Source organism: Nocardioides sp. Z43_10, assembly GCF_059766615.1.
The window spans coordinates 21167-36377 of the sequence record NZ_JCBAJY010000010.1; the positions used below are offsets into that span (position 1 = coordinate 21167).

Here is a 15211-nt window from a genome sequence, read left to right on the forward strand (position 1 = left end):
GACCACAACCGAAGGAACACCCCTGTGAAGATCATCGTCGCCGACGACAGCCGCGTGATGCGCCAGATCGTCGTCCGCACCCTGCGCCAGGCCGGATGGGGCGGACACGAGATCGTCGAGGCCACCAACGGCAGGGAGTGCCTCGAGCAGGCGCTGGCCGCAGCGCCCGACCTGATCCTCTCGGACTGGAACATGCCGGAGATGACCGGCATCGACTGCCTCGCGGCGCTGCGCGCGGCCGGCTCCACCGTGCCGTTCGGCTTCGTCACCTCGGAGGGCTCCGCGGAGATGCGCGCCCGGGCCACCGCCACCGGCGCCTCGTTCCTGATCGCCAAGCCGTTCACCCCCGAGGCGCTCGACGAGGTGCTGAGCACCGCCGTGGGGGCTCACCAGTGACCGCGACCACGCACCTGCCCACCCCCAAGCAGATCCGCGAGCTGCTCACCGATCTCCTGGACAAGCCGGTCACCCTCAGCCCCGGAGCGCCGCTCGTCCCCGGCCCGGCGACCCCGGCCAGCATCGCGACGTACGTCGACGACATGCTCCGCGTCACCGGCGTCCTCGTCTGCGACCTGCCCCTCTCGGCCTACCTGGGCGCGGCGCTCGGTCTGGCGCCGGCACGCGAGGCCGAGGAGGTGATCGCCGGTGGCGCCCTCGACGAGGTTCTCGCCGAGAACCTCTCCGAGGCGCTCAACATCGCGGCCTCCATCTTCAACGTCGACGGCGCCGTCCACGTCCGCCTCTACGGCATGCACCCGGCCGGGGCCCCCCTCCCCCAGGACCTCCTCGTGCGCGCCCTCACGCTGGGACGCCGCGAGGACGCGGTGCTCGACATCCCCGGCTACGGCACGGGCCGGCTCTCGGTGATCCTCAGCTGAAGGATCTGCGAGCCCCACCTCCACGCTGGGCACCAGCCAAGGACCCGCCCCACACGGGGCGGGTTCTTCGTGTCTTTCGGGCCAGCCCTCAAGAAGCCTCCCGGCAGGGCCGAAGGAAGAGGCGAGCACGGATCGCTCGCATCTCGCCACGGACTGGCATCGACTTCGCATTCCTCCTGGAAGGGCGAGCAAAGCGTGTCTCTTGCCATCCCCGACTCCGTCGGTGCCGTCCTCAACTACGCCCTGGACGGGCTCTCCACCCGTCAGCAGGTGATCGCGGACAACATCGCCAACGTCGACACCCCCGGCTTCCGCGCGACCAGCGTCGACTTCGAGAGCTCCCTGCGCAGCGCGATCGACAACGACAGCCTCGGCTCCGAGCCCGGCGTCGCGACGACCGCCACGCAGACCCCCGTCGGCGCCAACGGCAACAACGTCGACCTCCGCAAGGAGACGCTCGCGGCCGTGCAGTCGCAGTACCAGTACCAGGTGATCAGCCGCGCGGTCTCCGATCGCTTCGCGCTCCTCAAGACCGTGGCCGGGGGCCAGTGATGAGTGCCTTCAACCTGCTCAACATCGCCGGCTCCTCGCTGGGCGTGCACCAGACCTGGCTCGACGCGCTGGCCCACAACATCGCCAACGCCAACACCGCCACCAGCACCGACCAGGACGCCTTCCAGGCCCAGATGCTGATGGTGCGGGCCGAGGCCGACGGCGGCGGCGTCGCCGTCAGCGGGATGGCGCTGAGCGACCCCGAGGGCCGGATGGTGCACAGCCCGGACCACCCGCTCGCCGACGAGGAGGGCTACATCCGGCTCCCCGAGATGGACATGTCGAGCCAGATGACCCAGCTGGTGATGGCCCAGCGCGGCTACCAGGCCTCGGTCCAGGTCACCAAGAACGCCCAAGAGATCTACGGCAGCGCCCTGCAGATCGGGCGTGCCTGATGAGCGTCTCCGGCATCGAGGCCGTCGGCTTCACGCCGTACGTCCCCCCGCAGGTCGGCGCCACCGACCGCCTCGACGGGCTCACCGCCGGCGGCGGCGTCGCCGGGGCGAGCGGCGCCTCGAAGGTGAACGGCGAGTTCGGGGAGCTGCTGCTCGACGGCATCGAGCGCCTGGAGTCGGTGCAGGACCGCAGTGACAAGCTCGCGGTCCAGGCCGCCACCGGCGATCTCGACAACATCCACGACTACACGACCGCCGCCACCGAGGCCGCCGTGACCACCCAGCTGACCGTCGCCGTGCGCAACCGCGCGCTCGAGGCGTTCAACGAGATCATGCGGATCCCGATCGGATGAAGGACAACCTCACGCGCACGCTGGACCGCCTGCGCAACAGCGTCGCGTCGTTCACAGTCGGCCAGCGCACGATCGCGGTCATCGGCGTCGTGGCCGTGCTGCTGGGCGGCTTCCTGGTGGTGCGCTGGGTCTCGACGCCCAACTACACCCCGCTCTTCAGCGACCTCGCCTCCGAGGACGCCTCGGCGGTCATCGAGGAGCTCGACGCCCAGGGTGTGCCGCACAAGCTCACCAACGGCGGCGCCACGATCATGGTGCCGCGCGAGCAGGTCTACGAGACCCGCATCGCGCTCAGCGGCGAGGGCCTGCCGGGCAGCAGCGACGAGGGCTACTCGATCCTCGACGACCAGGGACTGGGCACCTCGCAGTTCAAGGAGCAGACCGACTTCAAGCGCGCCATGGAGGCCGAGCTGGCCAACACCGTCGAGGCCATCTCCGGCGTGAACACCGCCATCGTGCACCTGGCGCTGCCGGCCAAGCAGGTCTTCGCCGACGAGCAGGAGCCGGCCACCGCCTCGGTCCTCCTCGAGACCGCCCCCGGCACCGACCTCGGCCCCGAGCAGGTCCAGGCCGTCGTCCACCTGATCGCCTCCAGCATCGACGGCCTCGACCCCGACAAGGTGACCGTCGCCGACGCCGAGGGCCGGGTGCTCTCCAGCAACGACGGGACCAGCGGAGCGGCGGCCAGCACCCGCGCCCAGCAGGTCGAGGAGTACCAGAAGGACATGAGCGCCCGGATCCAGGCGACCCTCGACAAGGTCGTCGGCCCCGGCAACTCCACCGTCCAGGTGACCGCGGACCTCGACTTCGACAAGTCCGTCTCGGAGTCCACCACCTTCGAGGCCGACCCCGACGACCCGCCGCTGTCGTCCTCGCGCACCACCGAGACCTACACCGGCCCGGCCGGTGCCGGCGCCGCCCAGGGCGTCGTCGGCCCGGACGGCCAGATGGACGACCTCGGCGTCACCGGCGGCGACTCCCAGTACGACAAGGAGTCGGTGACCGAGGACAACCCCTTCGACACCGTCAAGGAGACCCGCGAGGCGGCACCGGGCAGCGTCAACTCCCAGCACGTGGCCGTCACCCTCGACTCCGAGTCCGCGGTGGCCGTGGACCCGGCCGAGATCCGCAACCTGCTCGCCGCCGGAATCGGCATCGACGCCACCCGCGGTGACACCATCCGAGTCGCGGCGATGCCCTTCGACCGCACCGCCGACGAGGCTGCCGCCGAGGAGCTCGCGGCCGCCGCCGCCGCCAAGGCCAAGGCCGAGCAGCGCGAGATGCTGCGCAACCTCGCCATCGTGGTCGTCGTCCTGCTCGCCCTGCTGCTCGCCTGGCTCAAGTCCCGCAAGCGGGCCAAGGCCCGCGCCGAGGCGACGTCGTACGTCGTGGAGCAGCTGCGCCAGGAGTCGGCCGCGCGTGCCGAGCTGGCCGAGCCGATCCCGGCCCTGGCCGCCCTGGAGCAGGCCGAGGACAAGGCCGGCAACGACGTGCGCGACGAGCTCGCCGCACTGGTCGAGCGTCAGCCCGAGGACGTCGCGGCGCTGCTGCGCGGATGGCTGGTGGAGCGGCCATGATGGGCTCCCTCGCCACCCTCGGCGTCCGCAAGGCCGCCATCGTGCTGATCCAGCTCGGCAAGGACCGGGCCGCCGCCGTCCTCAGCCACCTCTCCGACGCCGAGGTCGAGGCGATCTCCGCGGAGATCGCCCAGCTCGACGCCGTCAGCGCCATCGAGACCGACGCCGTGCTGACCGAGTTCACCGAGATGGCCAAGGCCCGGGTCAACATGACCCAGGGCGGTCTGACCTTCGCGCGCAACATGCTCGAGCAGTCCCTCGGCGCCGAGAAGGCCGCCGAGATCATGGCCCGGCTCCAAGCCGCCGCGGTGAAGATGCCGTTCCAGTTCCTGCACCGCGCCGACCCGGCGCAGCTGCGCTCCTTCATCGTCGACGAGCACCCACAGGTGATCGCGCTGGTGCTGGCGCACATGCCGCCCGACAAGGCCTCGCTGGTGCTCTCCGGGCTGCCCGCCGGCCAGCAGGCCGCGGTGGCGCACCGGATCGCGGTGATGGAGCGGACCTCCCCCGAGGTCATCCGCTCGGTCGAGACGGTGCTCGAGCGCAAGCTGTCCTCGGTGCTCCAGCCGGCCGAGCTGTCGCGGGTGGGAGGCGTCGACCCGCTGGTGGACATCATCAACCGCTCCGACCGCTCCACCGAGCGGCAGATCGTGGAAGGTCTCGAGGCACTCGACGCGACGCTGGCCGAAGAGGTCCGCAACAAGATGTTCATGTTCGAGGACATCGTCAACCTCGACGACCGTTCCGTGCAGCTGGTGCTGCGTCAGGTGGACGGCGCCTCGCTGGCGCTGGCGCTCAAGGGCGTCACCGAGATCGTGCGCAACAAGATCACCAGCAACATCTCCGAGCGCGCCTCCGAGACGCTGCTCGAGGAGATCGACCTGCTCGGCCCGGTCCGCCTGGCCCAGGTCGAGGAGGCCCAGCAGGCCATCATCCGCACGATCCGCCTGCTCGAGGAGCAGGGCCAGATCATGGTTCGAAGGGGCAACGACGATGAGCTCGTCCTCTGACGCCGTGCTGCGCGGTGACCAGGCCGCTCGGGTGGTGACGCCGACGCCCAGCCCGGACCTGCGCACCGGCACCTGGACCCGGCTCGGCCAGTCCACCGTCCTCGGGGACGACGTGACCGAGCACTTCCTCAACGGCCTGGCCGAGCAGACCCGCACCGCCGCGCGCGCTCAGGGCTACGCGGTGGGCTGGGCGCAGGGACGACGCGAGGCACAGGAGGAGGCGACCCTCCAGGCCGAGCAGACCGCCCTGCGACACCGCCAGGACGCCGAGCGCCGCGAGACCGAGCACCGCACCGCGCTGGCGGCACTGGCGCTCGCCGCCGAGCAGCTGCGCGACGCGGCCGCCGAGGTCTGCGCCCAGCTGGCCGACGACGCCACCGACCTGGCGCTCAGCGTCACCCACGAGGTGCTCGGACGCGAGCTGGTGCTGGCCGCCGACCCCGGCGCCGACGCCGTACGGCGAGCGCTGGGCGTGCTGCCGACCGGCTGCCCGGTGCGGGTCCGTCTGCCCGCCGAGGCGCTGGGCTCGACCACCGTCGCGGACCTGGCCGCTCGCGGCGTCGAGGTCGTCGCCGACCACGCGCTGTCGGCCGGCGAGGCGCTGGTCGAGACCGACGAGTCCGTGATCGACCTGCGGATCAGCACCGCGCTGGAGCGGCTCGCGGAGGTGCTGCGATGACGGCCTCCCCACTGTCCGTGCGCCGCCGGTCCGCCGGCCCCGACCCGCGCGACCTGCGGCGGCGCGCCCTGGAGGCGGTGCGTCCGCGCACCCTCGGCCGGGTCGCGGAGCTGCTGGGTCTCTCCGTGCGGATCACCGGGGTGCCGGCCGCCGTCGGCGACCTGCTCGAGGTCGTCGGTCCCACCACCGTGCCGGTCGAGGTGGTTGCCAGCGGCCCCACCGGCCTGGTCTGCCTCCCGCTCGCCTCGACCACGGGGCTGCGCATCGGCGACCACGTCCGGCCCACTGGCGGCCCCTTGCGCATCGCCGTCGGCGACGCGCTGCGCGGCCGGGTGCTCGACGGCCTGGGCCGCCCCCTCGACGGCGGTCCGCCGCTGCTGGGCCTGGCCAGCGTGTGCGTCGACAACACCCCGCCGGCGGCGATGAGCCGTCCGCGCATCGACACCCAGCTCGGGCTCGGGGTCCGGGCCATGGACGCCCTGACCGCCTGCGGGCGCGGCCAGCGCCTGGGCATCATGGCCGGCTCCGGCGTCGGCAAGTCGAGCCTGCTGTCGATGATCGCGCGCGGCACCGACGCCGAGGTCTCGGTGATCGCCCTGGTCGGCGAGCGCGGCCGCGAGGTCCGCGAGTTCCTCGACAACGACCTCGGCCCCGAGGGCCTGGCCCGCTCCGTGGTCGTGGTCGCCACCTCCGACGAGCCGCCGGTGGTCCGGCTGCGCGCCGCGCTGGTGGCCACCCGCATCGCCGAGTGGTTCCGCGACAGCGGCCGTGAGGTCGTGCTGATGATGGACAGCCTCACCCGGGTGGCGATGGCCCAGCGCGAGATCGGCCTCTCCGCCGGGGAGCCTCCCGCGACCCGCGGCTACCCGCCGAGCGTCTTCACGCTGCTGCCCCAGATCCTCGAGCGCGCCGGCACCTCGCCGTCCGGCAGCATCACCGGCCTCTACACGGTGCTGGTCGAGGGCGACGACATGCAGGACCCGATCGGCGACGCGGCCCGCTCGATCCTCGACGGCCACGTCGTGCTGTCCCGGTCGCTGGCGACCTCGGGCCACTTCCCGAGCATCGACGTGCTGGAGTCCATCTCCCGCGTCGCCTCGGCGATCTGCTCCCCCGAGCAGAAGGCCGCTGCGATTCGCCTGCGTCAGCTGATGGCCGCCCACCGCAACGTGCGCGAGCTCGTCGAGATCGGCGCCTACGTGGCCGGTGCCGACGCCGACGCCGACACCGCGCTGGCGCTGCTGCCGCAGATCAACGCCTTCCTGCGCCAGGACATGGACGACGCGACGCCCACCCAGGAGACCTGGCGGCGCCTGGCCGAGCTGGTGGCCCGATGAGCGCCGTCCACGACGCCGGCCTGCACGCGGTCGGCCGGGTTCGCTCGGTGCGTGAGCGGGACAGCCGGATCGGCCTGGTCCAGGCCCTCGCCGAGGAGCGGGTCCTGGCCGACCGGCTCTGCGCGATCCACGACCACCTCACCTCGCTCGCGCCGTACACCACCGGAGACCGGGCTGGGTTCCAGCAGCGCCAGCGCGACGTCGTCGCCTGGTCGCAGACTGCCCTGCAGACGCGGGCGGCCCTGGAGTCCGCCGAGCTGCTCACGCTCTCGGCGCGGGAGCGGTGGACCGGCGACAAGACCCGGCTCGCCGCCGTGGAGACCCTGCTCGAGCGCCGGGCCGCCGAGCGCCGTGCCGAGCGCCAGCGGCGTGAGGACCACGCCCTCGACGAGACGGCCATCGACGTCTGGCGCCGCGGTCGCGCCCAGCGGCTGGCCCGGATGGAGGCGCTGCGATGAGCGTGGTGGACGTGACGTCCCGGATCGGTCAGATCCAGGCGCAGCTCGCGGCGCTGGCGCCGGCGACGACGGCCACGGGCGGGGCCCAGTTCGCCACCGCTCTGCAGGCCAGCACCGACGCCCTCTCCGGGGGCGGCGCGACGGGCGGGACCACGAAGGGCGAGCAGGTGGTCGCCGAGGCGAAGAAGTACCTCGGCGTCCCTTACGTCTGGGGTGGCACCGACCCCGACAAGGGGCTCGACTGCTCGGGGCTGGTCCAACTGGTCTACCGCAACCTCGGCCACGAGCTGCCCCGGGTCTCCTACCAGCAGGCGACCGCGGGCACCGCCGTGCCGAGCCTGGCCCAGGCCCAGCCCGGCGACATCCTGGCCTTCAAGTCCCCGGTCAACCATGTGGCGATCTACCTCGGCGACAACCAGATGATCGAGGCGCCGCGCCCGGGCAAGAACGTCCAGATCTCCCCGGTCTACGAGACCCCGACCGCGATCCGCCGCATCGTCAGCGACCCCTCCGCGCCGGTCGCGGGCACCGCCGGAGCACCGGCCGGCGGGTCCCGGGTCCCGGCCTCCACGCCGTACGCCGACCTCTTCAACCGCGCCTCGGCCACCTACGGCGTGGACGCCACGCTGCTCGCCGCGGTCGCCAAGCAGGAGTCCGGCTACGACCCGAGCGCGGTCAGCCCGGCCGGTGCCCGCGGCCTGATGCAGCTGATGCCGGCGACGGCCGCGGGCCTGGGGGTACGCAACTCCTTCGACCCCGCCCAGGCCGTCGACGGCGCGGCCCGGCTCCTCGACACGCTGCTCGACCGCTTCGGGCGCACCGACCTGGCCCTCGCGGCGTACAACGCAGGGCCCGGCGCGGTCATCCGCTACGACGGCATCCCGCCCTACGCCGAGACCCAGAACTACGTCCGTTCCGTGCTAGCGATGGTGAGACAGTCATGACCTCGACCGCACTGCCCGTCGGCCCGACGCCGGTGGCGCCGGCACCGGGAGCCGGCGCGAGCAGCGAGTCCACCGCGTCCTCGCCGCCGGCCGGCGAGGAGTTCCTCGCGCTGGTCCAGCAACTGCTCGACGGAGCGGTGCTCCCCGGCACCGGCGAGGAGGCGCAGGTGCTCGGGGACGAGCAGCAGCACGCCGACCCGTCGGCGCAGACCGGCTCCGCCTCCCCCTGGGCCCCGGCGCCACTCACCCTGGCCCTCGCTCTGCCCACGCCGCCCGCCGCTGCCGCGGTCGACCACACCGAGCCGAGCGGGGCCGACACGGCGACTGCCCCCGGCGCCGGGGACCCGAGCGCCCCGCCGGCAGGCGCGAGTAGCGAGTCCCGGGCGGCAGTACCCGCGCCGGTCGCGCTGCCCGCGACCGGGACGGGCGAGGCGCTCGACGCGACCCCGGCTGCTGGGCCGGACGCGGCCGCCACCGGCGCGAACGCTCCCGCCGCGCCGTCCGGGACCAGTCCCGCCCCCAGCGGCCTGGCAGGTCCCGCCGGCCTCGCCGGGCTCACCGGGCTCACCGGCCCCGGCGCTCCCGGCGCCGGCGCCCCGGTCGGCGACACCGGACAGCCCGTCCCGGTCCGGGTGGTCGAGCAGGTCTTCCCCGAGGTGGTCCGGCTGGCCGGCAACGGCCACGGCCTGCAGCGGCTGACGCTGCGCCTGCAGCCGGAGAACCTCGGCGAGGTGCGGGTGGTGCTGATCTCGCGGCCCGGCGAACAGCTGGTGATCAGCCTGGCCGCCGGCGCGCAGGCGCAGGAGTCGCTGCTGCACGGCAGCTCCGAGCTGCGCCGCCTGCTCGAGGTCGTCGGCAACGGCGACGCCCGGATCGTGGTCCGCGACCTGGCCGGCACCGGCACGCAGGTCGGACAGCCGGCCAGCAGCCAGCAACCCGGCTCGGCCCTCCCGACCAGCGATCTCGGGGCCGACGCGTCGGCCTCGGGCAGCGGCCACCCCGAGCGGGACCCGGACACCAGCGAGCACGCAGGGACGCGTGGGAGCAGCACGGCCACGGACGGCACCCGCGGTGCGGCGATCTCGCCCCATCGAGTCGACACGGTCACCGGAGCCCGCGGCGCGGGCCTCGACGTGACCGTCTGAGGAGAAGAAGTGTCAGTCACCCCAACCGAGGCCGTCACCCCGGGCATGTACGTCGCCGGCTCGTCGGCGTCCACCGCGGCCAACGGCGAGGACAAGCAGATGTTCCTCGAGCTCCTGGTCGCGCAGCTGCGCTACCAGGACCCGCTCAACCCGGCCGACTCCGGGGAGTTCCTGGCCCAGTCGGCGCAGTTCACGGCGCTGGAGAAGATGCAGGAGGTGGCCGACCAGACCGCCGCGCTCGTCAACGCGCAGGTCACCTTCGGGGCCAGCGGCCTGGTCGGCAAGAACGTCACCTACCTCGACGAGAAGGGGGTGGCCGTCTCCGGCCTGGTCGGCTCGGTCTCCTTCGGCGCCGACGGCCCGATGCTCGACGTCGGCGGCGTGCGGGTCGGCCTGGGCCAGGTCCAGGCCGTGCTCGCCACCCTCCCCGCCACCCCGCCGGTCGGGACCACCCCGCCCGCGACCCCCACTCCCGACCCCACTGCCTGACCCTCCCGAGAGGAACCCACCATGCTTCGCTCACTCTTCGCCGGCATCAGCGGCCTTCGTGTCAACCAGACCATGCTCGACGTCACCGGCAACAACATCGCCAACGCCAACACCACCGGCTTCAAGTCCAGCACCACCGTCTTCTCCGACACCCTGAGCCAGATGCTCACCGCCTCCTCCGGCCAGAACGCGGCCCGAGGCGGCACCAACGCGATCCAGGTCGGCCTGGGCGTGCAGGTGGGGGCCACCAGCACCAACTTCGGCCAGGGCGCCAACCAGACCACCGGCAAGGTCACCGACCTGATGATCCAGGGCGACGGCATGTTCGTCGTGCGCAAGGGCAATGAGGCGCTGTACACCCGCGCCGGCGCGTTCAACTTCGACGAGAGCGGCACGCTGGTGAACCCCGAGGGCAACCGCGTCCAGGGCTACGCCGTCGACGCCGCCGGAGTCCGCACCGGCGGCCTGGTCGACATCACCCTGACCACCACCGGGCTCACCCCGCCGGTCCCCGCGGACGGCAAGCTCACGTCGTACAACATCGGCTCCGACGGCAAGATCCGGGGCCTCTTCTCCGACGGGGTGCAGCGTGACATCGCCCAGGTGGCGATGGCCGACTTCAACAACGTGCTGGGCCTGGAGAAGGTGGGCGGCACCAGCTACCGCGTCTCGGCCAACTCCGGCGAGGCGATCCTCGGCGTCTCCGGCGAGGGCCGTCTCGGCACCCTGGTCAGCGGCGCCCTGGAGATGTCCAACGTCGACCTGGCCGCCGAGTTCACCAACCTGATCCTGGCCCAGCGCGGGTTCCAGGCCAGCTCGCGGGTGATCACCACCTCCGACCAGGTGCTCGAGGAGCTCGTCAACATCAAGCGCTGAGCTCGCGGGTCGCCGGCCTCCGGTGCCGGCGACCCCGGGCCCGCCACCCGGCGCCGGGCCGGCTGCGCGGCACTTCGCCGCGGCAACCACTCAGGTCCGACTCGGCGCTGCCGAACCTATCCATGGAGCGGCCACGGACGGCCGCTCTCAGTGAGCACAAGGACGGTGCGCGATGATCTATCTGACACGCCTCTCGGGCTCGGTGTTCGCGCTGAACTCCGACCTGATCGAGCGGATCGACGCGACCCCGGACACGGTCGTCACGCTGGTCGACGGCAAGAAGTACGTCGTGACCGAGCCCCTCCAGGACGTGGTCGACAGCATCCGCGAGCACCGCGGCGAGGTGATCGCGATCAGCACCCGCCTCGACCTCGCCCCCTCCCCGCCCGAGTGGCCCCGGCCGCTGGGCACCGTCAGCGCGCACCCGGCGCTCAACGCGGACCTCCGGGAGTCCTGATGGATCCGGCAACCCTGCTCGGCATCGGCCTGGCCTTCGTCGTCATCATCATCGCGAACATCCTCGAGGGCGGCAGCCCGATGAGCCTGCTGCTCTTCCCGCCGATGCTGCTCGTCCTCGGCGGCACGATCTGCATCAGCATCGCGGGCGGCACCATCGAGGACTTCAAGTCCTCGATGAAGGCGCTCAAGCGTGCCTTCCTGGGCAAGGCCCAGACGGCCGGCGACCTCGTCCCGTCCATCGTCACCCTGGCCGACAAGGCGCGCCGCGAGGGGCTGCTGTCGCTGGAGGACTCGCTCGCCGAGATCGACGACCCGTTCCTGGTCCGGGGCGTGACGATGGCCATCGACGGCACCGACCCCGAGGAGCTGCGCGACATCCTGGAGTCGGAGGTGTACGCCAAGAAGCTCGCCGACAAGCAGGCGGCCAAGTTCTTCGCCGACGCGGGCGCCTACGCGCCGACCATCGGCATCGTCGGCACCGTGATGGGGCTCGTCCACGTCCTCGAGAACCTCGGCGCCCCCGAGGAGCTCGGTCACCTCATCGCCGGCGCGTTCGTCGCGACGCTGTGGGGCGTGATGTCGGCCAACGTCGTCTTCCTGCCCATCGCCAGCCGGCTGCGGCGGCTCAGCGATCTCGAGGTGGCGCGCATGGAGCTCGCCATCGAGGGCATCGCCGCCCTGCAGGCCGGCGCCAACCCCCGGATCATCGCCCAGAAGCTGAAGTCGCTGCTGCCCGCCTCGCAGCACCAGGACGAGGCTGCCTGATGTCCGGCGGGGGCCCCGGGCGAGGCCGGAGCAAGCGGCAGCCCGAGGAGGAGCACGACAACCACGAGCGCTGGATGGTGACCTACGCCGACATGGTCACCCTGCTGATGGTGCTGTTCATCGTCATGTTCGCGATGAGCCAGGTCGACCAGGAGAAGTACAACGCGCTCAGGTCCGGCCTCGCCGTCGGGTTCGGCGGCCAGACGAACTCCTTCATGGAGGGCGCCGACACGGTGCTCGAGCAGGCCGGCAGCAACCTGACGCCTGAGCTGGTCACCGCGCAGTCGGTGGAGGGGCTCCCGGCCGAGGAGCGCCAGCAGGTCAAGGACGCGATCACCCAGCACGACCGGGCCCGGGTGCAGGCGCAGTACGACGCCGCCGCCGCCGAGGTGCGCCGGCTGCAGGCCGTGGCCCGCCGGGTCCGCGCCGCGCTGGCCCGCGCCGGCCTGGCCGACGACGTGCTCACCTCCATCGACGACCGCGGTCTCGTCGTCAGCCTGGTCTCCCAGCACGTCGTGTTCAACGCCGACCTGGCCACGCTCAGCCCGCGCGGCACGCGGGTCGTGGACGTGCTGGCACCGGTGCTGCGCGAGATCTCCGACCCGCTGCGGGTCGACGGGCACACCAACCAGGTGCCGGTGCGTCCCAAGTACTACGCCACCGACTGGGACCTCTCGGCCGCCCGCTCCATCACCGTGCTGCGCCGGCTCAGCGAGGTCGGGCGGGTCTCGATGGACCGTCTCTCGGCCTCGGCCTTCGGCAACACCAAGCCGCTGCGGGACCCCGCCACGCCCGGGTCCCAGGCGATCAACAAGCGCGTCGACATCGTGGTGCTCTCCGGCATCCCCGCCGAGAGCCGGAACCTGCTGGACGACGTCGTCGCCCAGCAACGCGCCCACCAGGGAGAAGAGGGATGATCGTGTCAGCCATCAACCCCGGGGCCCCGAGCTCCGCCGGTGCCAACCGGAAGGGGTCCTCCCCCGGCTCCGCGGGCGAGGAGCCCGCCGCCGGCGGCAGGAGGAGGAAGCTGCTGCTGGCCCTGGTCGTCGTGGTGCTCGTCGCCGCCGCGGCCTGGTGGGTCCTGCTGCGCCCCAGCAACGCCGCCGACGCACCGCCCGAGCCGGGCGAGGTGATCTCGATGGAGCCGATCCAGGTCAACCTGACCGGCGGGCACTACCTCAAGGTCGGGATCGCGCTGCAGCTCACCGCCGACGCGCACGAGGCCGACGGGAGCAAGGCCCTGGACGCCACGATCGCCCTGTTCAGCGGTCAGGACGTCGAGCGGCTGGGCGACCCGGCACAGCGTGCGCAGCTGAAGGAGAAGCTGGTCCAGAAGCTGCACGAGAGCTACCACGGCGACGTGATGGGGGTGTACTTCACCGACTTCGTCACGCAGTGACGTGAGCCTCCGCAGGCGGTGACATAGCGCAGCGCTCGCCCCGAGCGGGAACGATCTTCGGCGACCCCTTCAGATCCCCTGGGGTAGGGCCGATGCATGGATCGTGCTCCCCTCCGCGGCAACGAATCTGCCACCCCGATCGGCCCCGCAGTCCGGTCGTGCGCGTCGGCGTACCCGCAGCGAGCCGGTGCCCTACGACTTCCGCCGCCCCATCCAGCTCTCGCGCGAGCACTCGCGGATGCTGCAGCTGGCCTTCGACGGCTTCGCGCGCCAGGCCACGACGGTGTTCACCTCGTCGCTGCGGATGGTCTCGTCGGTCTACCTCACCTCGATCGACCAGCGCAGCTACGCCGAGTACATCGACTCGCTGGACGCCTCGTCGTACCTGACGATCTTCAGCGCGGACCCGCTGAGCTCCCAGTGCGTGTTCAACCTGCCGCTGCTGGCCACCATGTCGTGCGTCGACCACATGCTCGGCGGGCACGGCGGCCCCCAGCAGCCGCGGCGCCCGCTCAGCGAGATCGAGGCCAGCGTCGTCGCCGGGCTCGTCGAGCGGCTGCTCGGAGAGATGCGCTACTCGCTGGCCGGCATCCTCACCCTGGAGCCCAGCGTCAGCCGGGTGGAGTACAGCCCGCAGTTCGCCCAGGTCGCCGGCGCCTCCGACGTGATGGTGGTGGCCTCGCTCGAGCTGAAGATCAATGAGCAGAGCCACCCCCTCACGGTGTGCCTGCCGTTTCAGGAGCTGCTCCCCCACCTGGTGCGGGCGGCGGCTCCCTCGCCGGTCTCCGAGCGCGAGCGTCAGCACCGCGCCCGTGCCGCCGAGGAGCTCGCCACCCAGTTCCAGAGCGTCCCGGTCGACATCGCGGTCCGCTTCCGTCCCACCCGGCTGTCCCCCGACGACTTCGGCGACCTCCGCCAGGGCGATGTGCTGCGCCTGGGACATCCCGCCTCCGCCCCCCTCGACGTCGTGGTCGACGGCACCACCTTCGCCCACGCCACCGCCGGGGCCCGTGGCCCCCGCCTCGCCGCCCTCATCGTGGGCACCCCGAAGGAGAACCAATGACCACCGCCCCCCTCGCCGACCGGCTGACCGAGCTGGCGACCGCCGCGGCCACCGCCGCGGCCGAGGTGCTGCCGTCCGCCGACCCGCTGGTCGCCATGGGCGCCCAGCCCGGCACCGCGCACGTCACCGCCGCCTTCGCCGCCGCGGTGACGGCCGATCTGCAGGGACCGGTTACCGGTCGCCTGGGACTCCTGGTGGCCCAGGACCTGGTGTCCGCGCTGGAGTCCAGCCCGCTGGGCGGGCTCGACCTGGCCGCCGCGGTGCAGCCGACGCTCGACGTGGTCGCCGGAGCACTGGGCACCCAGGTGGGCCCGGCTCGGGCGGTCGACCTGACCCTGGTGATCGGCGATCTCGGGCCCCACTTCACGGTCGTGCCGCTGCTCGGCAGCGGCTTCGCGGCCGCCGTCCTGCTCCAGGACGCCACCCTGCAGGACGCGCTGGCCGCCGCCGAGCGGACCGGCGCGGAGCCCACCGCCACCGCCTCGCCTGCCTCCGCGCAGACGCAGCAGGTGAGCCCGGCCGCCTACGACGCGCTCCCGATGACCGGCAGCACCCCCCAGAGCGGCAGCGCCTCGGTCCCGCGTCGCGGCATCGAGATGCTGCACGGCGTCGACATGGAGGTCACCGTCGAGCTGGGCCGCACCCGGATGACCGTGCGCGACCTGCTCGCGCTCTCCCCCGGCGCCGTGCTCGAGCTCGACCGCGCGGCCGGCAGCCCGGCGGATCTGCTGGTCAACGGCCGGCTGATCGCCCGGGGCGAGGTCGTCGTCGTCGACGAGGACTTCGGCCTGCGCGTCACCGAGATCGTCACCGACTCCTCGGCGGGCTGAGG

At 72.6% G+C, this 15211-nt stretch carries 20 protein-coding genes; all 20 read left to right on the forward strand.

Annotated elements, in window-relative coordinates; genetic code table 11:
- Positions 1–24 precede the first annotated feature (24 nt).
- The 20 genes from AC6EI4_RS16940 (at position 25) to fliN (ending at position 15209) form a co-directional block, all read left to right on the forward strand.
- A complete protein-coding gene (locus AC6EI4_RS16940; protein WP_498420865.1) occupies positions 25–396 on the forward strand; it encodes a response regulator in 372 nt (123 codons plus the stop codon).
- On the forward strand, positions 393–878 hold the full coding sequence (locus tag AC6EI4_RS16945) for a hypothetical protein (protein WP_498452181.1): 486 nt from the start codon (positions 393–395) through the stop codon (positions 876–878). Before AC6EI4_RS16940 ends, AC6EI4_RS16945 begins: the two co-directional genes overlap by 4 nt.
- A gap of 195 nt (positions 879–1073) precedes the next feature.
- Positions 1074–1430, forward strand: a complete 357-nt coding sequence (locus AC6EI4_RS16950) for a flagellar basal body rod protein FlgB (RefSeq protein WP_498420862.1) — start codon at positions 1074–1076, stop codon at positions 1428–1430.
- Positions 1430–1825, forward strand: a complete 396-nt coding sequence (locus AC6EI4_RS16955) for a flagellar basal body rod protein FlgC (protein ID WP_498420861.1) — start codon at positions 1430–1432, stop codon at positions 1823–1825. The genes AC6EI4_RS16950 and AC6EI4_RS16955 overlap by 1 nt, the downstream gene beginning before the upstream one ends.
- Positions 1825–2178 (forward strand): flagellar hook-basal body complex protein FliE, encoded by a 354-nt coding sequence (fliE, locus tag AC6EI4_RS16960; RefSeq protein WP_498420859.1) that lies wholly within the window; start codon positions 1825–1827, stop codon positions 2176–2178. The genes AC6EI4_RS16955 and fliE overlap by 1 nt, the downstream gene beginning before the upstream one ends.
- The gene (gene fliF, locus AC6EI4_RS16965; protein ID WP_498452182.1) at positions 2175–3755 is read left to right on the forward strand and encodes a flagellar basal-body MS-ring/collar protein FliF; all 1581 of its coding nucleotides are present in this window, start codon (positions 2175–2177) and stop codon (positions 3753–3755) included. The genes fliE and fliF overlap by 4 nt, the downstream gene beginning before the upstream one ends.
- Positions 3752–4765: a flagellar motor switch protein FliG gene (gene fliG / locus AC6EI4_RS16970; protein ID WP_498420856.1), complete on the forward strand. Its 1014-nt coding sequence runs from the start codon at positions 3752–3754 to the stop codon at positions 4763–4765. Before fliF ends, fliG begins: the two co-directional genes overlap by 4 nt.
- Positions 4749–5444, forward strand: coding sequence for a FliH/SctL family protein (locus AC6EI4_RS16975; RefSeq protein ID WP_498452183.1), 696 nt, complete (start codon positions 4749–4751; stop codon positions 5442–5444). The genes fliG and AC6EI4_RS16975 overlap by 17 nt, the downstream gene beginning before the upstream one ends.
- Positions 5441–6781 (forward strand): FliI/YscN family ATPase, encoded by a 1341-nt coding sequence (locus AC6EI4_RS16980; protein WP_498420853.1) that lies wholly within the window; start codon positions 5441–5443, stop codon positions 6779–6781. The genes AC6EI4_RS16975 and AC6EI4_RS16980 overlap by 4 nt, the downstream gene beginning before the upstream one ends.
- A complete protein-coding gene (locus AC6EI4_RS16985) occupies positions 6778–7239 on the forward strand; it encodes a flagellar FliJ family protein (RefSeq protein WP_498452184.1) in 462 nt (153 codons plus the stop codon). The genes AC6EI4_RS16980 and AC6EI4_RS16985 overlap by 4 nt, the downstream gene beginning before the upstream one ends.
- On the forward strand, positions 7236–8183 hold the full coding sequence (locus AC6EI4_RS16990) for a transglycosylase SLT domain-containing protein (protein ID WP_498452185.1): 948 nt from the start codon (positions 7236–7238) through the stop codon (positions 8181–8183). The genes AC6EI4_RS16985 and AC6EI4_RS16990 overlap by 4 nt, the downstream gene beginning before the upstream one ends.
- A complete protein-coding gene (locus AC6EI4_RS16995) occupies positions 8180–9328 on the forward strand; it encodes a flagellar hook-length control protein FliK (protein ID WP_498452186.1) in 1149 nt (382 codons plus the stop codon). The genes AC6EI4_RS16990 and AC6EI4_RS16995 overlap by 4 nt, the downstream gene beginning before the upstream one ends.
- A 9-nt stretch (positions 9329–9337) precedes the next feature.
- Complete coding sequence (locus tag AC6EI4_RS17000) at positions 9338–9817, forward strand: flagellar hook capping FlgD N-terminal domain-containing protein (protein ID WP_498452187.1); 480 nt, start codon at positions 9338–9340, stop codon at positions 9815–9817.
- 21 nt (positions 9818–9838) lie between these two features.
- Positions 9839–10693: a flagellar hook-basal body complex protein gene (locus AC6EI4_RS17005; RefSeq protein WP_498420845.1), complete on the forward strand. Its 855-nt coding sequence runs from the start codon at positions 9839–9841 to the stop codon at positions 10691–10693.
- Positions 10694–10865: 172 nt separating this feature from the next.
- Complete coding sequence (locus tag AC6EI4_RS17010) at positions 10866–11150, forward strand: flagellar FlbD family protein (RefSeq protein WP_498420844.1); 285 nt, start codon at positions 10866–10868, stop codon at positions 11148–11150.
- Positions 11150–11917, forward strand: coding sequence for a flagellar motor protein (locus AC6EI4_RS17015; protein ID WP_498420843.1), 768 nt, complete (start codon positions 11150–11152; stop codon positions 11915–11917). The genes AC6EI4_RS17010 and AC6EI4_RS17015 overlap by 1 nt, the downstream gene beginning before the upstream one ends.
- On the forward strand, positions 11917–12834 hold the full coding sequence (locus AC6EI4_RS17020) for an OmpA/MotB family protein (RefSeq protein ID WP_498452188.1): 918 nt from the start codon (positions 11917–11919) through the stop codon (positions 12832–12834). The genes AC6EI4_RS17015 and AC6EI4_RS17020 overlap by 1 nt, the downstream gene beginning before the upstream one ends.
- Complete coding sequence (locus AC6EI4_RS17025) at positions 12831–13316, forward strand: flagellar basal body-associated FliL family protein (RefSeq protein WP_498420840.1); 486 nt, start codon at positions 12831–12833, stop codon at positions 13314–13316. The genes AC6EI4_RS17020 and AC6EI4_RS17025 overlap by 4 nt, the downstream gene beginning before the upstream one ends.
- 187 nt (positions 13317–13503) lie before the next feature.
- Positions 13504–14379, forward strand: a complete 876-nt coding sequence (locus AC6EI4_RS17030; RefSeq protein ID WP_498420839.1) for a flagellar motor switch protein FliM — start codon at positions 13504–13506, stop codon at positions 14377–14379.
- Positions 14376–15209, forward strand: coding sequence for a flagellar motor switch protein FliN (gene fliN, locus AC6EI4_RS17035; protein WP_498452189.1), 834 nt, complete (start codon positions 14376–14378; stop codon positions 15207–15209). The genes AC6EI4_RS17030 and fliN overlap by 4 nt, the downstream gene beginning before the upstream one ends.
- The last annotated feature ends 2 nt before the right edge of the window (positions 15210–15211 follow it).